Consider the following 20,974-nt stretch of genomic DNA (forward strand, 5'->3'; position numbering starts at 1 on the left):
TCTTCAACCTGACGTACAGTCGACCGATCTTGCGGAATGGGTGGTCGCTTCAGGATCAATGTAGACGCCGGTTACGTACCGGAAGGCCCTGAGTGGAGTGTTGTCAAGGCGGAGATAGGATTGCGAATCCTGGCCCATCAGTGCGGAGTACGGGTTGGCCGTTCGGGCCTTCCTCAAGATGACCATGCGGAGTTGAGGCCAGCGATGCGAATGTTCTCGCGACATTATGGACGAACTGACCGTCGACGTGGGCCACCAAATTGTGGCCTACAAAAGCGGTGTGTACGGGTAGCTCCGCGAGTCGCTGTAGTGACGATGCAAACACCGAGACGTCGCTATCGGGTAGATGCGCCCAATAAGTCGTAGTCAGCAACGTGTCTCCGCAAAACAGCAACCCAGACTGTTCCTCCCACAGGCAGATCGAGTCGGGAACGTGCCCCGGTGTGTGCAGGACGTGCAGACTACGGCCGCCCAGGTCGATGACGTCACCATCGTCGATGTCACCGGTTGGTGGTGTGGCGGGTATCGACCAGTCCGCCAGATCGGGTATCGGCCGCATCACGAGATCGTCGGGGCTGAGGAAGAACTTGACCTTGTCCATCTCTCGAAACCGTCGATAGTTGTCCAGCATAGTAGCCGCAGCCTGCGCGTACGCGGCCAACTCGGCCGGGTCCACCGCGTCGTAGAGCATGACACCTGTTGGGTGACACAAGAAGTCGACGGCATCGAGATGCTGATTCCCGCCGCGGTGATCGAAGTGGTGATGCGAATTGACCACCACGATGGGCAAGTCGGTGATGGATCGTACCGCGCGGTTGATGTCGGAGATGCCCAGGCCGGTATCGAAGAGGAGTGCGCGCTCGGTGCCGACGATCAGGTAGCTGTTGACGTGACCCGGCTCGGAGATCAGATGCACCCCGGAGTCGTAGGCGCGCAGCGCGAACCACTCCTCGGTCATGCCCACTCCTGAAAGTCGGACTTGCGGATGACGGTGTGGCAGCCCTTCACCTGATCGACCACCTGCGAGATTCGGACGTCGGCCGCCGCACTCAGGTAGGCGTAGCCGATCTCGTGTGCGATCCCGTATCGGTGGTCGAGAATATCCAGTGCGGCGCGGACACTCTCGCGGCATGCCTCATCCAGGTCGGGATCCAGGCCGATGCTGATCAGGAGCTCACTGGTCTCGGCGAACGGACGTCCATTGGCCGCCCGCGCGGCACCCGGTACGATGTCGACGCGCAGAGTACCCCGAAGCGGAGCCTCGAATGCGGTCAACGCGACTTCGCCATCTCCTTGCGCGTAATGCGGATCCCCGGCGTAGAACAGCGCATCGGGAACCTGAACAGGCAGGTACAGGGTGGCGCCGACCCCGAGATGGGTGATGTCGAGGTTGCCGCCGTAGAGCCCGGGTGGCACGGAGTTCGGTCGAAGGTTGCCGGTGGCGGCGACGCCCATGATGCCCAGGAAAGGCTTGAGCGGGAACCGGATCGATCGACCATCGCCGGAGTAGGCCGAATCATCTTGGCGTAGTGGCAGATAACCGACGTCACCGGTCGCGCGGCAGAACACACTGCTGATCTCGAAGGTCGGGAAGGTTTCCGGCAGAGCGCCTTTGCCATGGCGCGAGGAGACGATCCCGTAGTCGGCGCGACGCCGCAGATCGAGTACGGTCACCGCCAACAGGTCGCCGGGTGCAGCGCCGGCCACGGCGATCGGTCCGGTCACGACGTGCGGTCCGGGACCGGTCCGACGACCCGCGGCCGCGATGTCCACGGCGTCGGGCATCACGTCGGCTGGGGGAACCCCGAATCGCCCAAAGAACGAGTTCGGGTCGCCACCTTGGTCGGCCAGAATGCCTTCGTGACTGACGGTATCGATGGTGATCTGGTCACCCGGACGGATTGCCGACACCGGTGTGTCTGCGGCACAGGGAAGTTCGCCCCACAGTACGGTGTCCGGTGTCGACCTGATGTGGTGGGCGCCGACGATGTCGTCGGCGGATGTCGTCGTCACCGTGCGCCGGCTCCGGTGACTCCGGCGGAGGCCAGTACCGCGAGGTCGTCGGCGTCCAGTTCGGTTGGTGTGCCGCGCAGGATGAGGTCCTCGAAGCCGCCGTCGTTCTCCATCACGGTGATGGAGTACAGCTTTTCGGTATCGGAGGTGTTGACGATGTGGTGCACCGACCCCACCGGCAACACGATGACCGAACCCGCCGAGACCTCCGCGGTGTGCTCATCACTGTGCGCCGTGCCGTGGCCCCGCAGGAACACGAAGGTCTCGGTGGAGTCCGCGTGCGAGTTGTCCGGTTGCGCCCCCCGCGGCTCCCAGATCTCGAAACACACAGTGGTTCCCGAACCCGACGTCGTGGGACCCGACAACACCACGAGCACCACGGTGTCATCGGGACTGATCTTGTAGGCGGTCAACTCGGTGGCGTCGAGAACGACGGGGGCAACGGTCATGATGACTCCTCGATTCTTCTCACCAGCGCACTCAGTTGCGCTGTGAATCCATAACATTGGCGAATGTTGTACACGGTTGCATCCATGCAGAACGACGGTGACGTGGTGGCCACGGCATCCTCGAGCATGATCACGTCGTAGCCGAGACAGGCTGCGTCGACGAGCGTTGCGTAGACGCACTGGTCGGCGTTGACGCCGGCGAACAACACGGTGTCCACGCGCAGATTGCGTAGCACCGAATCCAGTTCGGTGTCGAAGAAGCCGCTCATCCGGAACTTGTCGACGGCGATATCCGAATCGTCGGGCTTGAGCTCGGAGGTGATGGCTGCGCCCCAACTATCCTGTGTGAGAACGGCGTCGGAGCGTCCGGCACGATCACCGATCCCACCTCCGCTGCCGTCGGCATCGTAGACGTACAGCACGCCCGGCGGCAGATTGGCTCGATCGGTGCGGTTTCCCCAGTTCAGCCAGATGACGGGCACGCCAGCGGCGCGCAGTGCGGGCAATCCAGCGTCGAGGGTGGTGATGGCGCCTGCGGCACCCGAGACATCGACACCGATCGAGTGCAGCCAACCCCCCTCGGTGAGGAAGTCGTTCTGCATGTCCACCACGATGATCGCGGTGCGCGTCAGGTCGATGGTGACCTCGCAATCGGCGCAGGCCAGCGAAACCGGATGCGGTGTCAGGGTTTTGCGTCGAAGGTCAGCGTTGCCGGGTCTGAGCTTCCAGCTGTTTCGGATCATGACCGGGTGGTTGCCGGGAAGCTGAAAGCCTGCACCTCCAGCAGGGATTCGGCCAACTGCGTGGCAATCGACTCCAGCATCACCTTCCCGACGTCTGCGGAGGCGTCAGTGGGATCGCCGATGGTGCCGGACGCGGAGATGTCGTCGGTCAGCCATGCGGTCGGAAGCACTCCCTCCAGGGTGAGGTGCTTGTACTTGTCGAACTCGGCGGCGGCGGCCTGCCCGTCGGCGAAGGCACGGTCATGGTGGACGAGTTCGGGTGCGATGGCCATCATGATCGATGTCTCGCCGAATCCTCCGTGGATGTCGAATCCATCGTGAGCGCGGTCGATCTCGGGGGAGGGGAAACGCATCGGCATTACCGGGAAGACCTCCAGGCCGGTCTGATGCCGGATGTCGCGTGCCACCACGTCGAGCAGTCCCGGTTGTCCGCCGTGTCCGTTGACGAAGACCAGTTTGCGAAAGCCGCTGGCTGCCAGCGAATGTCCCAGATCCAAGCAGACCGACATCAGGGTGGTCGCCGACATGGCGATGGTACCGGAGCGCCCGAGATGCTCGGTGGACTTGCCGTAGTGCAGCGTCGGCAGCACCCAGATGTTGCAGTCGTCGGGCAGGCCCTCCACGGCGGTCGCCGTGATGACCTCGGCGTGCATGGCGTCGGTGATGAGCGGCAGATGCGGTCCGTGCTGCTCGACCGCTCCGATCGGCTGGACCACCACTGCGGTGGACTTGTCGATCGCGTCGACGTCGGTGGTGGTCAGATGTGCGAGGTGATAGATGCGGGTCATGTCAGTATCTCCCTGGTTGGTCATTCGTCGTCGGCGAGAGCGGATTCATGCCAGCGCGACAACAGAAGTCGCTCGAGCAGCACCACGAATCCGAACAGCACGAGGGAAACCACACTGGCCATCACCACGGCGACAAACAGCTGCGGTGTGCGCAGCTGAACGGCGCTCTGGGTGATGATGTAACCCAGTCCGCCTTCGCCACCGCCAACGCCGGCGACGAACTCACCGACGATCGCGCCGATCACCGACGAACCCGCCGCGATCCGCATGCCGGTCAGAATCGACGGCGACGCCCCCGGTAGACGTAACGAGAGGAGGGTGACGCGTGGCGGGGCGCCGGCCATGGAATAGAGCTGCACGAGATTGCGGTCGATGGACTTCAGGCCGTGCAATGTGTTGGCTGCCACCGGAAACAGCGCGATCATCGCACCCACCAGCATGTTGGTGGTCTGTCCCGGGCCGATCCACACCACGAACAACGGTGCGATGGCGACGATCGGAATCGTCTGTAGCACGATCAGATACGGGTAGAAGGCACGTTCGTTCAAACGCCAACGAGCCATCAGCAAGGCCACCACCACACCGGCCACGGTGGCCACGATGAACGCGAGGTAGGACTCCTGGACCGTCACCCACGTCGGTTGCCAGATGGAGGTGCGCTCCTCCCACAGCGTCTGCAGCAGCATCCAGGGTGACGGCAGCATGTAGGACGGGATGTCGAACATGACGATGATCAATTGCCACAGGCCGATACCGAGGACGAACGCACCGATCGGCGGCAGCAGTCGCAGGATGCGGGCCAGTACTGCCGAGGACGATGCCGAGCTCCGTGTGGAGCGTGGTCGGACGATCTTGGTCAGCAAGGAGGAAGAATCGATGGTGGTCATTCGCGAAAGCTCCCGAGGGTGATGGAGATCTGTTCCTGCAGCGCACGTAACGCACGTTCGTCGCGCTCGAAGGTTGGGTCGAGGGACGGTGGACTGGGTGACTTCACGACCTCGACGATGTGGCCCGGCCCGGTGTTCATGATCGCGATCTGATGTCCCAGGGTGCAGGCTTCGTAGATGGAGTGGGTGATGAACAAGACACTGAACCGCTTCTCCCGCCACAACCGGAGCAACTCGGCTCCCATCTTTTCGCGGGTGAACTCATCAAGGGCGGCAAAGGGTTCGTCCATCAGGAGCAGTTCGGGATCACTGGTGACCGAACGTGCCAGGGAAGCGCGCATCTTCATTCCGCCGGACAATTCCCGCGGAAACGACTTCTGGAATCCGTCGAGGCCCACCATCGTGATGGCTTGCTCGGCCCGCCGGCGACGTTCGGCGCGCGGCACCTTCTGCAGCTTGGCGATCACCTCGACGTTGGCTTGCACACTGCGCCACGCCAGCAGCGTCGGGTCCTGGAACACATACGACATCCGATCGGTATCACGTGTCATCGTTCCCGACGTCGGTTCGGTCAAACCGGCCGCCATCCGCAGCAAGGTGGTCTTGCCGCAGCCCGACGGTCCCACCAGCACCGTGATCTCCCCTCGCCGGATCCCGAGGTCGATAGGTGCCAGCGCGCGAAAGCCATTGCCGTACACCTTGTCTGTGGCATGAAATGCCACCAGGTCTACGTCGGCCCGTGGCGTTCCGGTTTCGCTTGTCGTCATGGTCATCACATCACCGCCATGTCGTTGTGATTGGTGATCGCTGCGCGTCGAGAGCGCATCGATCGATGGATATCTCGTCGGTCGACGGTGAGGACCTCGCCGTCGGCCACCACTTGTTCGCCGGCCACCCACACACCGGCCACGTTGGCGGGAGTGCCGGCGAAGACCACACCACGCCGCAGCGTCGACGAGCCCGAATAGCCCGGCGATTCGACGTCGATGGTGACCAGGTCGGCGTGATAGCCGACTCGCACCGCCCCCACGCTGCCGGTCAGGCCTGCGGCGGCAGCACCACCGCGCCACACCATGTCCAACGCGTCGGTCTCATCCAGACGGCCGGCATCGAGGGTGCGCAGCCGGTCGGACAGCACCGACCACTTGATGGCCTCGAACATGTTCTGCCCGTTGTTGCTACCCGGGCCGTCGCACCCCACCGCGATCGGTACGCCATGTGCGCGCATGTCCGAGATACGTGCCGGGCCCGATGCCAGGTATGCGTTCGACGTCGGGCAGGTCACGACGCTCGCACCGGTCGCTGCGATCGTGTCGATCTCGTCGTCGTCGAGCCAGACGCAGTGGACGAGTTGGGTATTGGTCCCCACGAGGCCGAAGTCGGCGAAGTACTCCACTTCGCGACGGCCGTGACTGCGCACTGTCGATTGAACACTGGTGCGGGTTTCCGCGCAATGCGCATGCAGCCCGATACTGCTGTGCGCCAGATGATCACCGACGCGCCGACACAGCTGAGGTGACGCGAGCCAGGTGGTCTGGATAGCGGCTTCACATCGGATGCGCCCGGCTGCCGCACCGTCCCAGGTGGTGACGAAGTCGACGAGATTGTCGAGATACTCCTCGACGGTTTCCAAACGGGAGGTACGGGCGCCGGTGGCGTCCATGTCGACCCCGCCGCGGGCGATCAACCCGCGAATGCCGCTGTCCCGGAAGGCTCGCGCCACGAAGTCGGTGTTCGCGGCGTGGTGATGAACGTACTGGTTCTCCAGGACGGTGGTGACCCCGGACCGCAGATTCTCGATCAGTCCGGCGGTGGCGGCCAAGTACATGTCATCGGGGCTGAATCGTCCTGTGTAGGGCCAGATGTCGTTTGCCAGCCAGTCTTCCAGACATTGGGTGGTGCGGTTGACGCCGCGTAACATCGATTGGAACAGATGACAGTGAGCGTTGATGAAGCCGGGCATCACTGCCTGTCCCGATGTGTCCACCACCCGATCCGCCGACCTGACGAGGTCCCCCGTGGCTGCGCCGTCGCCGACAGCGGTGATCACACCATCGTCGACCACGACGAAACCGGCCGGAATCTCCGAGTAGGCATCGACGATGATCGAGCCTCCAGTGAATACCGTTCTCATTGCGGGGTTCCTCGTCAGTATCCGGTGGTGATCAGTTGGTACCCGACGGTGCCGCAGGCAGGTCGGTGGGTGCGGGAATCGTGGGAAGCAGGCTCGCGTCGAACAGTTCGGCTGTCGTCACGTCTTTCTGGATCTGGCCGAGCTTCTTGAGCTGATCGATGAGCGTTGTCCACCGCTGGTCGGTCATGGCGCCGAGTTGCCGTGCGCCGTCACCGGACACGATGTACTTGCGCTGGGCGTTCCAGGCGTACCACACCGATCCCTTGGACTGTTCGGTGTTGACCTTGAGGATCGCGTAGTTGGCCGCAGTGGCCACCTTGACGTCGGACATGTAGTCGTGCCAACCCTGAATACTCTTCTCCAGGAAGGTCTTCAACACATCCTTGTGAGATTCGAGGTACTGCTTCGACGTGAACACGACGTCGTTGTACGGATTGAACCCGGACTGCGAGTAGGGCATGAAGTTCACCGGGACGCCGGATTCTTCGGCTTGACGCACCTCGTTGGTGGGCCATCCCTGCTGCAGCAGCGACGGGTCCTTGAGGAAGTTGGCGATCGAACCCTGATACTGCATCGTCTGCAGCGGCACACCCAATTCCTTGTCCAGCCACACCGGATACAGGGCGCCGGCCTGGCTGACCAGGGTATGGCCCTTCATCGCCTCGAAGGAGGTGATGTTCTGATCCTTGTGCGACAGGATCCCCACCGGATTGTCCTGGTAGAGAGCGGCAATGGCGACGATCGGGATGCCCTGCTGCTGGGCCTGGACGATACCCGCGGCGTCGGTGTGCCCGATCTGCGCGCGGCCGGACGCGACCAGCTGGGTGGCCGATACCTGCGGCCCGCCCGGCTGCAGGGTGACGTCGAGCTTGTTGTCCTTGTACAGGTTCTCCGATTGGGCAGCGAAGTACCCGCCACCCTCGGGGTCTGCGTACCAGGGCAGGACAACGGTCATCTTGGTGGTGCCGGAGGAATCCGACGACGAATCCGAGCCGCAGGCGGCGACGCTCAGCGCCAGGGCGGAGGCAACCACGGCGACCGCCGCTTGGACGAGGCGGCGCCGGGGACGTGCTGAAACCATGAGTGAACTTTCTGTGTGTGCGGTGACGATGATTGATCGGCGTTGATCAGGATGGGTGGGGTCAGAAGGAGGGGTGATGTGATCTGGTCATCTCGGCGACCTCCGAAAGATGTTGCAACATAGCTTGTCTGGCTGCCTCAGGGTCGTGATCGCGCAAGCAGAGGTAGATGCGGTGGTGTCCGTCGTGGGAGAGGCGTCGAGATCGGGAGTCGGCATGTGACAAAGCTCGGGTCGATGACGTCCACTCGTTGGCGAGTGTGCCCAGTGCGACCAACAGTCGATTCTGTGATGCCTGTGCGATCAGCATGTGGAAGGCGATGTCATGCTCGATCGATTCATCCTGGGGGAGGGGACGTTTGGTCTTCTCGAGCACGGTTTCCAGGGCGATCAGCGTGGAATCTGTGATGCGACGAGAGGCGAGTTCGGCGAACCTCGGTTCGATCGTTTCGCGCAGTTCGGCGACGTCACGCAGTGTTCGCTCGGCTTCGGACATCCGCTCGTAGAGGTCGTTGGCGCGGGTGGTCGGTTCGGTGACGATGGTGCCGCGTCCCGGACGTCGGGCCACCATGTTCTTGACTTCCAACTCGTGCATGGCTTCTCGTAGCGACGTTCGTGAAACGTTCATCGACGACGCGAGATCACGCTCAGACGGCAGGCGGGTGCCGGGCGCCAACTCGCCGGTCGAGATCAGTCGCTCGAAGTGTGCGACGATCTCGGCGCCGAGTGACGCGGAACGTCGCTCGAACCCGGCGAGCTGCGGGAGATCGGTCATCGGTACCCCCCGAAGATGATGTACGTACGGATCGATTGGTCTGATTGGTCGGACCATCTGATGAACACATCGTATGGCGGTCACCGCATGGTTGGCGAGCCGTGCAGGCATGGTGCAACAAGCTCTTGACGCGTCGAAATATGGGCGTAACACAACCGGGTGACGGGGCGTGAGGTGGCGCCGACAGAAACACCAGGGCCCCGCGGGTGGCGGGGCCCTGGTGTGGCAGAAGTGGCTTGGTTAGATATGGAAAGTCAAGTGCTGCATGGCAAACCGAAGCAGGCCACGATCACGGTGTGCAGTGCCGACCGCGGACAATCCCACCGGCAGCCCTTCATCCGTCAGGCATGGTGCGCTCAGCGCCGGCCGACCGGACAGGCTCGCCAGGCAGGTCAGGTGCAGGGTGGCCGTGCGTGCGCGCTCTGCGGAGTCGGCCGACCGAGGCGGGGCGGCACTGGAGGTGGCGGGCAGGAGCAGTACGTCGCTTGCCGAGACGACGTCGTTGAGCTGGTCGCGTGCACGGGCGATGACCGTGCGCGCGTCGTCGGCGGCGCGATCAGTGATCGTGGCGGCGTGCTGGAAGCGCGCGGCGACGTCGGCGGCGACCGCTTCGGGATACTCGGTGAGGAAGTCGCCATGACTCTGCCAGGCCTCGAAGGCCTGGAGGGTGCGGAATGCGGTGAACCACTCCTCGAGCTGTCCGTTGGTCACATCGCGATACTCGACCCGAACCCGGCGTCGAATGATGCGTAGCGCTTCCCAGAATGACTGGGCCACTGCAGGGTCCGCGTAGGACACCAGGGCGGGATCCACTACCACGGTGCTGATCTCATCATCGGTCCCGGGCGGCAGCAGGGTGTCTGCGGCCGCCTGTACGGTCGCCAGATCACGGGCCAGCAGACCGACGGTGTCGAACGATGGCGCTAGTGGCAGAACGCCGGAGGTATCGATATCTCCATGGGTGGGTCGAAATCCCCAGAGCCCCTGGTAGGACGCGGGTACCCGGATGGAACCGGCGGTGTCGGTACCCAACCCGAGGTCGACCTCGCCGCCGGCCACTGCGGAGGCCGGACCGCTCGACGAGCCGCCCGGTATGCGGTCGGGCGCCGCATGATTCGGGGGTGTCCCGTAATGCGGATTGGTACCGCCAAGGCTGTAGGCGAGCTCATCGGTGTGCGCCAGGCCGGTGATGGCGGCGCCGTGATGGATCAGCGTCGCCACCGCGACCGCATGCTCGGACTCGGTGTGCGCATGTGCGAGGTACGTCGGTGTTCCGCCGCCGATGGACTCGCCTTCGATGGCGAACAGGTCCTTGACGGCCACCGTCAGACCGGACAGAGTCCCGTTGCCGGTCGGCGGGACCAGGGGAGCGCCGACCACCCGCCAGACTGTCGCATCCCGAGCCGCTCCCGCACTCACGTGGGCGTAGATGACCCGCCAACCCTCGTCGGAGAGCAACCACACCTGGCTCTGCAGCCCGCGCGCCCCGTCCCGGCGGCAGGTTTCGGCGAGCACGAGCGCGGTGTCGTCGGAGAGTTCCCGCACGTGCACGGCTGTGATCGTGCGTGGCGGTGCACCTTGGGTACGGCGGGCGCGAAACTCTGCAATGGCGTTGTAGCCGAGCAGAACTGCGGAATGGTCGACCCGCATGGTTTTCTCGTCGTGGTGGAACAGCTCATCCAGCGTTGCGACGTCATTGGCCATCAGCGCCGATTCGTAGTTCCAAAACGCCTGCATGAGAGATGAATTGGATTCATCGTCATGCGCAATCGGGGACACCACACCACTTGTCATGGCTTCAGGGTGCACTGTCAATGTTTCGACGATGTGACGAATCGGTTCAACATGTCTGACATGTGCTAGCGTCGGCGCCACCACGATCGAGCATGAGAGGCGATTGATGAACGCTGCGGTCACCACCTACCGGCTTCCGATCCGAACCCTGACCGAGGAGGCCTTCGCGCCCTTCGGGGTCGTACTGTCCGCGGTCCCCGACGGTGCACCGCCGCCGGCCGGCGAGCGTGTTCTCGATCTGTCTCGAGGCCGTCCACGGTTCTATGTGATGGAGCTCAAAGATCGACCGGCCCAGTTCAGTTCGATCACGAGGCATCGTGGGGTGACGCAATCGTTGGCCGCCGTCGGGGGTTCGCCGTGGCTGTTGGCGGTCGCCCCGCCAGGCGACGTCGATGACCCGGATGCGCGTCCGACCCATGACCAGATCGCAGTCTTCCGGGTTCCCGGAGACGTGGCCGTGTTGATGTACCGGGGCACTTGGCATGCCGGGCCGTTCTTCAGCGGAGAATGCATGTCGTTCTTCAACCTCGAACTCGACGACACCAATGTCGTTGATCATCAGAGCTGTTCGTTCGACGGTCTCGATTTCCTCGCGATCGAGGCCGAGGAGGAGTCGTAGTGATGCAGTCGATTCCGGTGGGCCTGCTCTACCAGATGTGGGAGGTACCCGATGTCCGGACCGCCGAACTCGTCGACCGCGCCCTCGACGACTTTCGGCTCGCCGCCGACCTGGGGTTCGACGCGGTGTGGGTCGGTGAACATCACTTCGTACCGGCAGGTCGCAGCTTCTATGGGCGCATCGCCCATCCCGAGATGCTGTTGGCGAAGGCCGCCTCGATGATCGACCGGATGAGATTCGGTACCGGAGTGAAAGTACTGCCCGATATCAGTGCCACCCGCGCTGCCGAAGAGATGTGCATGCTCGACCTGCTGTCCGGAGGCCGGGCCGACTTCGGGATCGGCCAGGGGACCGGGTACTCCGGAGCGCAGAGACTGCATCGGCAAGCGGTGTTCCGAGACAGACTCGACGAGATACTGGCGCTGCTCGCCGACCAACCGTCGGAAGAGCTGCCGATCTTGACCTTCGACGATCGGGCGCGCGTTCGAGACAACATCTGGGTGGCGTGCCGCGACGAGCGATCCGTGGAGCACGCGGCTGCGAACGGCTTGAACTTCGTCGTCGGGCAAGCCGAAAATGCATACGCCCAAGCCGAACACATCAGTCGTTACCGACGCGCCGGAGGATCCGGCCGCATTCGGGGTGTGCGCGCGATTTATGTGGCAGAGTCCCGCAGGCAGGCGTGGGACGAGTTCGAAGCAGCATTCGAGATGTACGCCACGATGATCACCGGACCCGAGAACAAGTACACCCGCGAGGCGATCGACGCGGGATACCTTCCGCAGCGCGCACGTACCGTCGACGAGTGGCTCCATCAGGCCAATGTCATCCTCGGGTCACCCACGCAAGTGGCGCAGGGACTGTCCGAGTACATCGCGGTCACCGGCATCGATCGCCTCGATCTGCTGGTGCAGTTCCCCGGACTGTCGGCCGAACGGACCCGCCGTTCTCTGCGGTTGTTCACCGACGCGGTGTGGCCTGAGCTGCAGCCGGTACTTGCGGTCGGCTGAGTTGACCGCTACTGGCGTCCGACGAGGCGAATCATGGTGTGCTGGAAGGCATTGGTCGAGTGCAGTTCTGATGCCCAATACGAGGTCAACCCGGATCTGCTGACGCCGACCACCTCCATTGTCAGAGCGGGTTTGCCCTTCGGAAGGTTCAGCAACGTCGCATCACGTGCGGATACCGCAGTGGCAGAGGGATAGACGATCTCCCACTCGGTGGGACCGGTTCCCACCGCGGCGGCGATGTCGAAGATCGGTATCGCCGGATCGATTGTGGCACTGGAAGCATCGCGCAATACGATACAGTCGTGTGCCCGGATGACCGGCTCGTCGTCGGCATACCAGACCTTCGTGGTCCGCATGATCGTCGAGGTCCGGGGTATCTCGAACTGCACCGATTCCTCTGCGGTGGGCGTGTCGATGTGGTTGTCCACCACCACCATCGACGCCGCGCGCCCGGTCGAGGCGATGAGTTCGGAGCGGTCGATCTGCTCATCGATGCGCGCGGTGATGTCGAGCATGCGACGGTTGATCACCGTGTCCGCACCTTGCCGTCGACGAATGTATCCGCGCTCCTCCAACCGGATCAGGGCCTCCCGAACAGCCGGACGCGATGCAGCCAGACGTTCGGCCAGGACGGGTTCGCCGGGCATTGCCGAACCCGACGTCGCCGATTCCCGCCACACCTCCTGGAGGCGTGCGGGCAAACCGCTACAAGCCGAGGCAATCTCACGACGGGCCGGTGACATGGGTTGAGTCTATCTGCAGCGTCTATCCGTGGACCACGGACAGCGGTTCATGATGGACCTCGATCTAGGCTTGCGGTCCCGGCGTAGTAATCAATGAGCATTCGCTCGTCATGCACGTTCGACCCGTTGCCTTCCTCGTAGCCGGTATTTCTGGCGGTCTTGATGAAGAGACGGTGATGGAACGTGCTGCGTTAGCAGACCGTATTAGTTGCTCATTACACGCGCCTTATGCATTGTCGTCGATTCTATCGATCCGGATCTGTTCTACGAACCGAACTTCAGGCTCAATACTTAGCCTGAATCCACCGAACGATCAGCCGCGTAGCAGCGTGTCGAACTGAAGAAAGTGCCCCCTGAACTGGGAAGATTGGAGTTCTCACACAACAAATCCACCAGGTCACGAAAGGCACTTCCGGTGAAAGTGTCCCACAAGTTCATCGACGGCTCCGCCGTGTTCGACGAGGACAACCTCGTCTCGTGCGCCGGACTGGTCCCGGTCATGACACTGGCCGAACACACCCACCTGCCGGACCTGCTCACCGAGAAGGTCTCGATCACCACCACGAAGGTCACCTCCGGGGCCGCGAACCCGGCACCGAAACTGCTCACCCTGATCGCCGGGATGTGCGCCGGCGCCGACAGCATCGACGATATCGACCTGCTGCGCTCGGGCGGCATGCCACACCTGTTCGCAGGCGTCTACGCGCCCTCGACTGTGGGAACGCTGCTGCGCGAGTTCAGCTTCGGTCATGCACGTCAGCTCGAATCCGTGCTCCGCGAACACCTGATCGCACTCGCCGCCCGGGTCGAGATCCTGCCCGGTCTGGCCGAGCAGGCGTTCATCGACATCGACTCGCTGCTGCGCCCGGTCTACGGCCACGCCAAACAAGGCGCGAGCTACGGACACACGAAAATCGCCGGCAAACAGATCCTGCGCAAAGGCCTGTCCCCGCTGGCCACGACCATCAGCACCGCCGACTCCGCGCCGATCATCACCGGCATGCGACTGCGGGCCGGGAAGGCCGGCTCGGGTAAAGGTGCAGGTCGGATGGTTACTCAGGCCATCGTCACCGCCCGCCAGGCCGGCGCGACCGGGACCATCGTGGTCCGTGGGGACTCTGCGTACGGCACCCGCGCGGTCATCTCCGCGTGTCTGCGCGCGAAAGTGTGTTTCTCGCTCGTCCTGGCCAAGAACACCGCCGTCCAACGCGCGATCGACTCGATTCCCGACGAGGCGTGGACCGCGGTGAAATATCCCGGTGCCGTGCGTGACCCGGACACCGGTGCCTGGATCTCCGATGCCGAGGTCGCCGAAACCACTTACACCGCTTTCGCTGCCACCAGGACTCCGGTCACCGCCCGGTTGATCGTGCGCCGCGTCAAAGACGCCCGCTTCCCCGACGCGTTGTTTCCGGTGTGGCGATATCACCCGTTTTTCACCAACACCAGCGCCCACACCGTCGATGCTGATGTCACCCATCGCCGGCACGCGATCATCGAAACCGTCTTCGCCGACCTCATCGACGGGCCCCTGGCGCACATGCCGTCGGGGAGGTTCGGGGCGAATTCGGCATGGGTGCTCTGCGCGGCGATCGCCCACAATCTGCTGCGCGCGACCGGTGTTCTTGCAGGTGGCGGGCATTCGCGCGCCCGTGGGGCGACGCTACGCCGCAAGATCGTCAACCTTCCCGCCCGATTGTGTCGACCGCAACGAAGACCGATCTTGCGACTGCCCACGCACTGGCCCTGGTCGGCTGCCTGGCTTCGACTGTGGGCCAACACCATCGGCCACAGTCCGCCCTCGACCACCTGAACACTGACCGACCCGCCGAGACGGCACGACCGGAGCCGCACCGTGGAAAAGCTGGGCAAACCAGCGGTTACTTCACGCCCTGAGCCCGCACTCGTCTGGAATCCAGATCCGGATCGACCTTCAAGGACTCATCGGTGGATTCAGGCTAAGCGGTGGTCGTGCGCCCTTGCGGCTCGCACTTCGAGAAGAGGTCCCTGGTTTGCTGGTCTGCCGGGAGGAATGTTTCGAGATGCAGCTCCTCCAAAGAGACGTCAGTCGCCGTCTCCAGCTGGGTCGAGACGCTGAAGAACCGCAGAGTCCCTTCGGCGGAATCGAGTTCGAGAGTGAGAACGGGCCCGGCTCCGGGTGGCGCGCTGAGCACATCTGGAACGTTCGACACGATGTCGTCGGCAAGCTCGAGATGGCGGGGATCGTGAGTGCGATTCGCCCGATGGGTGACCTGCCGGTACAGATGGCCGGCCCAGGTGTTGAGATTGCGGATGCGGGTGGAGATCCCGTCGGGATGCAGGCACACACGCAGCACGTTGACCGGCGGCTCGAGGAGTGCGGGTGCACATCCTGCCAATAGACCTTCCGTCGCATCGTTGGCGTCGATGATGTTCCAATAGCCGTCCAGAATGAGTGCAGGATAAGGGCGATGGGCATCGAGCAGACCGCGTAAGCCGTCCATCACGGCCGCGACCGAAGCGTCATCCCGATCACGGGCCTCGTACCGGGGCGCGTACCCGCCGGCAAGAAGCACTCGATTGCGCTCTCGAAGTGGTAGGTCCAATTGTTCGGCCAGATGGAGGAGCATGTCGACGCTGGGGTGCGCCTTGCCTGTCTCCACCCGGCTCACATGTCGACTGGACACACCGGAACGGTTCGACAGTTCCTGCTGGCTGAGCCTGCGGCGCTCTCGCCAGATCCGGAGCATGGCACCCGCGCTGTCGGCGTTCATGGGTGTCGCGGCCATGCACGAAAGAGTAGACGGCGCATGTCCGGTGGGCCATGACCTCCGAGGTCATGGCCACACGCATCGGTCATCGTCAGACTCCTTGCGGGAAGCCTATTCCCGCAAGGAAGGAAGAATGATGAACGACATCGCAGAGAAGTACCTGCAAACGTGGAACGCCACCGGGAACGACCGGGCGGATCTCCTTGCCGCCGTCTGGTCGCCTTCGGTCTCCTACGTTGATCCGCTCGCGGAAGTCAGCGGTCACGCCGGCGTGAGCGCCGTGATCGATGGCGTGCACGAACAGTTCCCCGAATTCGTGTTCTCCAAACTCAGCGAAGTGGACGCTCACCATCGGCAACTGCGATTCCACTGGGGGCTCGGGCCGGCCGGATCAGAGCCGGTGGTTGTCGGTTTCGACGTGATAGTCCTCGATGAGCAGGGCAGGATCCACGACGTCCGGGGATTCCTCGACAAAGTGCCGGCGTGACATTCCACGTCACCGGAACCGGTGGAGTGCCGCAAGTATCGCGGCACTCCACCCAACCTCTCCACGCAACCGCAGGCGCCACCCACTACCGTCAACGCATGAACACGGCGCACGACCCCACCCCGCCCGATCCCGCCCGACACCTGATTCGCTACGGCGGCAGCTTCTCGCCCGAGCTGATCGCCCGCGCCGAGGGCAGCTTCGTCTACACGGTCGACGGTCGGCGCATCCTGGACTTCACCTCGGGTCAGATGTCGGCGATCCTGGGGCACTCGCACCCCGAGATCGTGGCGACGGTATCGCGGCAGATCGCGACGCTCGATCACCTGTTCAGCGGGATGCTCTCCGAACCGGTCCTCGAACTCGCCGCGCGACTGGCCGATTCGTTGCCCGCGCCGCTGGAGAAGGTGCTGCTGTTGACCACCGGCGCCGAGTCGAACGAAGCTGCGATCCGACTCGCCAAACTCGTCACCGGCAAGCACGAGATCGTGTCGTTCGCGCGGTCGTGGCACGGCATGACGCATGCGGCCGCGGCAGCGACCTACAGCGCCGGTCGTGGCGGTTACGGTCCGGTGTCACCGGGGAACTACGCGCTGCCCACCCCGGACGCGTTCCGTCCCGATTTCACCCGCCCCGACGGCACCCTGGATTGGGAACGACAGCTGGACTTCGGTTTCGGGCTCATCGACGCCCAGTCGGTCGGCTCGCTGGCCGCGTGCATCGTCGAGCCGATCCTCTCCTCCGGCGGTGTCATCGATCTGCCGCCGGGCTATCTGGCTGCGCTGCAACGTAAATGCCGTGAGCGCGGCATGCTCCTCATCCTCGACGAGGCGCAGACCGGGTTGTGCCGCACCGGTGACTGGTATGCCTTCCAGCGCGACGGCGTGGTCCCCGACATCCTCACCCTGTCCAAGACGCTGGGCGCCGGACTGCCGCTCGCGGCGACCATCACCTCCGCGGAGATCGAGCAGACCGCCCACGACCGTGGGTTCTTGTTCTTCACCACCCATGTCTCCGACCCGCTCGTCGCCGCCGTCGGCAACACCGTTCTCGATGTGCTGGAACGTGATCGGCTCGACGAGCGCGCCACCGCCGCCGGAAAACTGTTGCGGGAGGGCTTGCGCGACATCGCTCGTCGCCACGCCGTCGTCGGCGACATCCGCGGGCGCGGGCTGCTGCAGGGACTCGAACTCGTCGAGCCCGGCGACCCCGACGCCGGCGCCGACCGGCTGGGCGCCGCGGTGACCCGTCGGTGCTTCGAGCTCGGGCTGCACATGAATGTGGTGCAGCTACCGGGTATGGGCGGCACGTTCCGGATCGCTCCGCCACTCACCGCATCCGACGCCGAGCTCGTGCTCGGCCTCGAGATCCTCGAGCAGGCGATCGCCGAGAGCGTCTGAGTCAGGCGTCTTTGGCGTCGAGCGCGGCGGCGACGTCCGCCGGGAACCCGCCGGTGGCGATCGGCCCCCACGACGTGGGCGTGACCCGGATCAGCGACTTGTTCTGCAGTCGCATCGCTGCACGGTATTCATCCCAATCGGGGTGCTCACCGGAGATCGACCGGAAGTAGTCGACGAGACCGTCCTCGGCGTCGGGCATGTCGAGGACCTCCGCGGTGCCGTCGACCTGCACCCACGGCCCGTTCCACTCGTCGGAGATGACGCACACGCTGACCTGCGGGCGCTTCTTGGCGTTGGTGGTTTTCGCGCGTCCCGGATAGGTGGCGATCACGATGCGCCCCTGGTCGTCGACGCCGCCGCTGACCGGCGAGATCTGCGGGGCGCCCGAGTCCCGGGTGGTGAGCAGCAACATCTTGTGGCGCGGCCGCAGGAACTCTTCGAGCTCGGCCTTCTCGACATCGGTGGCGGTGGCAATGGTTCTGGGCATGTCTCCACCGTAGGTGACGCACGGGTTCCGGCGGACACGTCTCGGTCCCGAGGTCGCCCGCCACGCCGGGCGCCGGGCTTATGGTGTGACAGACCCCGAGCGAAGGAGAGACCACCATGTCCGATGCTCCGACCGTGGTGGCCCCACCGCCCACCGCAGGGCTTCGCGAATTGACCGTGCGCGGCGTGATTCTCGGCGGCCTGATCACGCTGGTGTTCACCGCGGCCAACGTCTACCTGGGCCTCAAGGTGGGCCTGACCTTCGCCACGGCCATCCCGGCCGCGGTGATCTCGATGGCGGTGCTGCGCTTCTTCTCCCATCACTCCATCGTCGAGAACAACATCGTGCAGACGATCGCGTCGGCCGCGGGTACCTTGTCGGCGATCATCTTCGTCATCCCCGGTCTGGTGATGATCGGATGGTGGACCGGGTTCCCGTACTGGATCACCCTCGCGGTCTGCGCGGTCGGCGGCATCCTCGGCGTCATGTATTCGATTCCGCTGCGTCGGGCGCTGGTCACCGGCTCGGACCTGCCCTACCCGGAAGGTGTTGCCGCAGCTGAGGTCTTGAAGGTCGGCGAGACCTCCGAGGGCGTGGAGAGCAACCGGGCCGGCCTCAAGGCGATCATCATCGGTTCGGTCGGTTCGGCTCTGTTCGCCCTGCTGGCGAAGATGCGGATCTTCACCGACTCCGTGTCGGCGGTCTACCGGATCGGCAGTGGCGGAAGCATGTTCGGCGCGAGCCTGTCGCTGGCCCTGATCGGCGTCGGCCATCTGGTGGGCCTGACCGTCGGTATCGCGATGCTCGTGGGTCTGGTCATCTCGTTCTTCATCCTGATGCCGATCTACTCGTGGGGCGATTTCACGGCCGCGACCGGCGCCATCGGCGACACCATCGACACCGTTTTCTCCTCCGACGTCCGGCTCATCGGCGCGGGGACCATCGCCGTCGCCGCCGTGTGGACTCTCCTCAAGATCATGCGGCCGATCATCACCGGCATCTCCGGCGCGCTCACCTCCGCGCGCTCACGCCGCGCCGGGGTCGCCGTCGACATCACCGAGCGCGACATCCCGTTCCCCTACGTCGGCGGCACCGTCCTGGTGATGCTCATCCCCATCGGGCTGCTGCTGTGGGATTTCGTCCACACCGCGAAAGCCGGCTCGTCGTCGATGCCGCTCGTCGGGTCGGCCGGCGGCATCATCACCGTCACCATCGTGTTCGTCGCCATCATCGGCCTGGTGGTCGCGGCGGTCTGTGGCTACATGGCCGGACTGATCGGGTCGTCGAACAGCCCGATCTCCGGTGTCGGCATTCTCGTGGTGATCATCGCCGCGGTGCTGATCAAGGTCGTCTATGGCACTGCGACCGGCGACCAGACCGACGCACTGATCGCCTACACGTTGTTCGCATCGGCGATCGTCTTCGGCGTGGCCACCATCTCCAACGACAACCTGCAAGACCTCAAGACCGGTCAACTGGTCGGTGCCACACCGTGGAAACAGCAGGTCGCACTCATCATCGGCGTGCTGTTCGGGTCGGCGGTCATCCCGCCGATCCTCGGGCTGATGAACGATTCGTTCGGCTTCGCCGGTATGCCCGGCGCCGGCGAGGACGCCCTGTCGGCCCCGCAGGCGCAACTGCTGTCCACCCTTGCCAAGGGCGTGCTCGGCGGGTCGCTGGACTGGGGTCTCCTCGGCATCGGCGCGCTCATCGGGATCGGCGTCATCATCGTCGACGAGGTGCTCGGGCGGACGACCGGGCGATTGCGGTTGCCTCCGCTGGCCGTCGGTATGGGCATGTACCTGCCGATGTCATTGACGCTGATCATCCCGGTCGGCGCGATCCTCGGTGTGTTCTACAACAAGTGGGCCGACCGTAAGGGCGGCGACGTCGAGCAGAAGAAGCGGATCGGTGTGCTCATGGCCACCGGCCTGATCGTCGGCGAGAGTCTGTTCGGCGTCGTCTATGCGGCCATCGTCGCCGCCTCCGGTGACGACGGCGCGCTCGCCGTGGTCGGCGACTCCTTCGAGAATTACGCCAAATGGCTCGGCATCGTGTTCTTCATCCTGCTCATCCTCGGGCTCTACAAGTGGGCCCAGCGGATCGCGGGGTCGATGGGCGGCACCGGGGTCGGACCGAGCGAACCCGTCGACGTCACCAAACGCTGAGGCTGCTCACTGCGCGGGTGGCCCGTCGACGATGATCGCCGACAATGCCGCCAGCATCTGCGCACCCCATGCCTCGTCGAGACCGTCCTCACGATGCATGAGCGTGTGCAGAATGGCTGCGCCGCCGAGCATTTCGACGAAGATCGTCGGATCCACGTCGACGCGCAGCTCTCCACGTTCACGCGCGCACACGAGGCGTTCGGCGACGCCGCCGAAGACTCCGGCGAAGCCCGCGAGGACTCGCTGATGCACCGCCGGATCGGCGGCCATGTCGGCGATCAGGCCCGGTAGCGCCGCCCGCGTCACGGGACTGCCGAACACCGCGCACACCTCCTCGACCATCTGCGCCACGTCCTCGGAGATACGTCCGCTCTGCGGCACGAGCGTGGTGAACCGGCCGAACGTGGCGTCGTGTACCAGGTGCGGCTTGGACTCCCATCGCCGGTAGATCGCCGTCTTGGTGGTGCCTGCACGTTGCGCCACCGCGGCGATCGTCACCCCCGCATATCCGGTCTCGGCCAGCAGTTCACGCGCCGCGTCGAGTACCGCGGTATCGATGCTGTCGTCACGGGGCCGACCGGCGGTTTTCCGGATTCCGCTGCGGGCGCTCGTGTCCTCTGCTGTCATAACGCTACCGAGCGTAGCGGAA

General features: G+C 64.3%; 21 protein-coding genes. 6 read left to right on the plus strand and 15 right to left on the minus strand.

What is annotated here, in order from left to right:
• Window positions 1-103: 103 nt before the first annotated feature.
• The 11 genes from AC5ZH6_RS26180 to AC5ZH6_RS26230 form a co-directional block, all read right to left on the minus strand.
• Window positions 104-916, minus strand: coding sequence for an MBL fold metallo-hydrolase (locus tag AC5ZH6_RS26180; RefSeq protein WP_496167995.1), 813 nt, complete (start codon window positions 914-916; stop codon window positions 104-106).
• A gap of 38 nt (window positions 917-954) precedes the next feature.
• Window positions 955-2,013, minus strand: coding sequence for an acetamidase/formamidase family protein (locus AC5ZH6_RS26185; RefSeq protein ID WP_288336232.1), 1,059 nt, complete (start codon window positions 2,011-2,013; stop codon window positions 955-957).
• Window positions 2,010-2,462, minus strand: coding sequence for a cupin domain-containing protein (locus AC5ZH6_RS26190; RefSeq protein WP_288336230.1), 453 nt, complete (start codon window positions 2,460-2,462; stop codon window positions 2,010-2,012). Before AC5ZH6_RS26190 ends, AC5ZH6_RS26185 begins: the two co-directional genes overlap by 4 nt.
• A complete protein-coding gene (locus tag AC5ZH6_RS26195) occupies window positions 2,459-3,205 on the minus strand; it encodes a cysteine hydrolase family protein (RefSeq protein ID WP_288336229.1) in 747 nt (248 codons plus the stop codon). Before AC5ZH6_RS26195 ends, AC5ZH6_RS26190 begins: the two co-directional genes overlap by 4 nt.
• Complete coding sequence (locus tag AC5ZH6_RS26200; RefSeq protein ID WP_288336227.1) at window positions 3,202-3,993, minus strand: creatininase family protein; 792 nt, start codon at window positions 3,991-3,993, stop codon at window positions 3,202-3,204. Before AC5ZH6_RS26200 ends, AC5ZH6_RS26195 begins: the two co-directional genes overlap by 4 nt.
• A gap of 20 nt (window positions 3,994-4,013) precedes the next feature.
• Complete coding sequence (locus tag AC5ZH6_RS26205; protein WP_288336225.1) at window positions 4,014-4,880, minus strand: ABC transporter permease; 867 nt, start codon at window positions 4,878-4,880, stop codon at window positions 4,014-4,016.
• Window positions 4,877-5,647 (minus strand): ABC transporter ATP-binding protein, encoded by a 771-nt coding sequence (locus AC5ZH6_RS26210; protein WP_288336223.1) that lies wholly within the window; start codon window positions 5,645-5,647, stop codon window positions 4,877-4,879. The genes AC5ZH6_RS26205 and AC5ZH6_RS26210 overlap by 4 nt, the downstream gene beginning before the upstream one ends.
• A gap of 5 nt (window positions 5,648-5,652) precedes the next feature.
• Window positions 5,653-7,014 (minus strand): amidohydrolase family protein, encoded by a 1,362-nt coding sequence (locus tag AC5ZH6_RS26215; RefSeq protein ID WP_288336221.1) that lies wholly within the window; start codon window positions 7,012-7,014, stop codon window positions 5,653-5,655.
• A 31-nt stretch (window positions 7,015-7,045) separates the two neighbouring features.
• Complete coding sequence (locus AC5ZH6_RS26220; protein WP_288336219.1) at window positions 7,046-8,095, minus strand: ABC transporter substrate-binding protein; 1,050 nt, start codon at window positions 8,093-8,095, stop codon at window positions 7,046-7,048.
• Between the two features lie 61 nt (window positions 8,096-8,156).
• Complete coding sequence (locus AC5ZH6_RS26225; protein WP_288336217.1) at window positions 8,157-8,867, minus strand: FadR/GntR family transcriptional regulator; 711 nt, start codon at window positions 8,865-8,867, stop codon at window positions 8,157-8,159.
• A gap of 240 nt (window positions 8,868-9,107) precedes the next feature.
• Window positions 9,108-10,661: an AtzH-like domain-containing protein gene (locus AC5ZH6_RS26230; RefSeq protein WP_288336216.1), complete on the minus strand. Its 1,554-nt coding sequence runs from the start codon at window positions 10,659-10,661 to the stop codon at window positions 9,108-9,110.
• 106 nt (window positions 10,662-10,767) lie between these two features.
• Here AC5ZH6_RS26230 and AC5ZH6_RS26235 point away from each other — a divergent pair, with 106 nt between their 5' ends.
• Entirely contained in the window at window positions 10,768-11,280 is a 513-nt protein-coding gene (locus AC5ZH6_RS26235) for an ureidoglycolate lyase (RefSeq protein WP_288336215.1), read from the plus strand.
• 2 nt (window positions 11,281-11,282) lie between these two features.
• Window positions 11,283-12,290, plus strand: a complete 1,008-nt coding sequence (locus AC5ZH6_RS26240) for an LLM class flavin-dependent oxidoreductase (protein ID WP_288336213.1) — start codon at window positions 11,283-11,285, stop codon at window positions 12,288-12,290.
• A gap of 8 nt (window positions 12,291-12,298) precedes the next feature.
• On the opposite strand, the gene AC5ZH6_RS26245 is transcribed toward AC5ZH6_RS26240, so the two are convergent.
• On the minus strand, window positions 12,299-13,033 hold the full coding sequence (locus AC5ZH6_RS26245) for a GntR family transcriptional regulator (RefSeq protein ID WP_288336211.1): 735 nt from the start codon (window positions 13,031-13,033) through the stop codon (window positions 12,299-12,301).
• 415 nt (window positions 13,034-13,448) lie between these two features.
• Between AC5ZH6_RS26245 and AC5ZH6_RS26250 the strand changes: the two genes are divergently transcribed.
• Window positions 13,449-14,846 (plus strand): IS1380 family transposase, encoded by a 1,398-nt coding sequence (locus AC5ZH6_RS26250; protein WP_288338282.1) that lies wholly within the window; start codon window positions 13,449-13,451, stop codon window positions 14,844-14,846.
• A gap of 145 nt (window positions 14,847-14,991) precedes the next feature.
• On the opposite strand, the gene AC5ZH6_RS26255 is transcribed toward AC5ZH6_RS26250, so the two are convergent.
• Window positions 14,992-15,801: a helix-turn-helix domain-containing protein gene (locus AC5ZH6_RS26255; RefSeq protein ID WP_288338283.1), complete on the minus strand. Its 810-nt coding sequence runs from the start codon at window positions 15,799-15,801 to the stop codon at window positions 14,992-14,994.
• Between the two features lie 115 nt (window positions 15,802-15,916).
• Here AC5ZH6_RS26255 and AC5ZH6_RS26260 point away from each other — a divergent pair, with 115 nt between their 5' ends.
• A complete protein-coding gene (locus AC5ZH6_RS26260) occupies window positions 15,917-16,270 on the plus strand; it encodes a nuclear transport factor 2 family protein (RefSeq protein WP_079931498.1) in 354 nt (117 codons plus the stop codon).
• A 98-nt stretch (window positions 16,271-16,368) separates the two neighbouring features.
• Window positions 16,369-17,670, plus strand: coding sequence for an aspartate aminotransferase family protein (locus AC5ZH6_RS26265; protein WP_288338284.1), 1,302 nt, complete (start codon window positions 16,369-16,371; stop codon window positions 17,668-17,670).
• Between the two features lies 1 nt (window position 17,671).
• Here AC5ZH6_RS26265 and AC5ZH6_RS26270 read toward each other — a convergent pair whose 3' ends face one another.
• Window positions 17,672-18,157, minus strand: coding sequence for a PPOX class F420-dependent oxidoreductase (locus AC5ZH6_RS26270; RefSeq protein WP_006371744.1), 486 nt, complete (start codon window positions 18,155-18,157; stop codon window positions 17,672-17,674).
• A 116-nt stretch (window positions 18,158-18,273) separates the two neighbouring features.
• Here AC5ZH6_RS26270 and AC5ZH6_RS26275 point away from each other — a divergent pair, with 116 nt between their 5' ends.
• Entirely contained in the window at window positions 18,274-20,325 is a 2,052-nt protein-coding gene (locus AC5ZH6_RS26275) for an OPT family oligopeptide transporter (RefSeq protein ID WP_288338285.1), read from the plus strand.
• Between the two features lie 6 nt (window positions 20,326-20,331).
• On the opposite strand, the gene AC5ZH6_RS26280 is transcribed toward AC5ZH6_RS26275, so the two are convergent.
• Window positions 20,332-20,952, minus strand: a complete 621-nt coding sequence (locus AC5ZH6_RS26280) for a TetR/AcrR family transcriptional regulator (RefSeq protein ID WP_288338286.1) — start codon at window positions 20,950-20,952, stop codon at window positions 20,332-20,334.
• Window positions 20,953-20,974 lie beyond the last annotated feature (22 nt).

The sequence above is a fragment of the Gordonia sp. YC-XJ4 genome (genome assembly GCF_059511865.1).

Excerpts from the sequence above, each read along its gene's own strand:
- AC5ZH6_RS26235 (WP_288336215.1), top strand. The coding sequence starts at position 10,768 with ATGAACGCTGCGGTCACCACCTACCGGCTTCCGATCCGAACCCTGACC.
- AC5ZH6_RS26265 (WP_288338284.1), top strand. The coding sequence starts at position 16,369 with ATGAACACGGCGCACGACCCCACCCCGCCCGATCCCGCCCGACACCTG.
- AC5ZH6_RS26225 (WP_288336217.1), bottom strand. The coding sequence starts at position 8,867 with ATGACCGATCTCCCGCAGCTCGCCGGGTTCGAGCGACGTTCCGCGTCA.
- AC5ZH6_RS26210 (WP_288336223.1), bottom strand. The coding sequence starts at position 5,647 with ATGACGACAAGCGAAACCGGAACGCCACGGGCCGACGTAGACCTGGTG.
- AC5ZH6_RS26205 (WP_288336225.1), bottom strand. The coding sequence starts at position 4,880 with ATGACCACCATCGATTCTTCCTCCTTGCTGACCAAGATCGTCCGACCA.
- AC5ZH6_RS26275 (WP_288338285.1), top strand. The coding sequence starts at position 18,274 with ATGTCCGATGCTCCGACCGTGGTGGCCCCACCGCCCACCGCAGGGCTT.
- AC5ZH6_RS26245 (WP_288336211.1), bottom strand. The coding sequence starts at position 13,033 with ATGTCACCGGCCCGTCGTGAGATTGCCTCGGCTTGTAGCGGTTTGCCC.
- AC5ZH6_RS26215 (WP_288336221.1), bottom strand. The coding sequence starts at position 7,014 with ATGAGAACGGTATTCACTGGAGGCTCGATCATCGTCGATGCCTACTCG.
- AC5ZH6_RS26190 (WP_288336230.1), bottom strand. The coding sequence starts at position 2,462 with ATGACCGTTGCCCCCGTCGTTCTCGACGCCACCGAGTTGACCGCCTAC.
- AC5ZH6_RS26260 (WP_079931498.1), top strand. The coding sequence starts at position 15,917 with ATGATGAACGACATCGCAGAGAAGTACCTGCAAACGTGGAACGCCACC.
- AC5ZH6_RS26240 (WP_288336213.1), top strand. The coding sequence starts at position 11,283 with ATGCAGTCGATTCCGGTGGGCCTGCTCTACCAGATGTGGGAGGTACCC.
- AC5ZH6_RS26200 (WP_288336227.1), bottom strand. The coding sequence starts at position 3,993 with ATGACCCGCATCTATCACCTCGCACATCTGACCACCACCGACGTCGAC.
- AC5ZH6_RS26255 (WP_288338283.1), bottom strand. The coding sequence starts at position 15,801 with ATGGCCGCGACACCCATGAACGCCGACAGCGCGGGTGCCATGCTCCGG.
- AC5ZH6_RS26220 (WP_288336219.1), bottom strand. The coding sequence starts at position 8,095 with ATGGTTTCAGCACGTCCCCGGCGCCGCCTCGTCCAAGCGGCGGTCGCC.
- AC5ZH6_RS26270 (WP_006371744.1), bottom strand. The coding sequence starts at position 18,157 with ATGCCCAGAACCATTGCCACCGCCACCGATGTCGAGAAGGCCGAGCTC.
- AC5ZH6_RS26230 (WP_288336216.1), bottom strand. The coding sequence starts at position 10,661 with ATGACAAGTGGTGTGGTGTCCCCGATTGCGCATGACGATGAATCCAAT.
- AC5ZH6_RS26280 (WP_288338286.1), bottom strand. The coding sequence starts at position 20,952 with ATGACAGCAGAGGACACGAGCGCCCGCAGCGGAATCCGGAAAACCGCC.
- AC5ZH6_RS26195 (WP_288336229.1), bottom strand. The coding sequence starts at position 3,205 with ATGATCCGAAACAGCTGGAAGCTCAGACCCGGCAACGCTGACCTTCGA.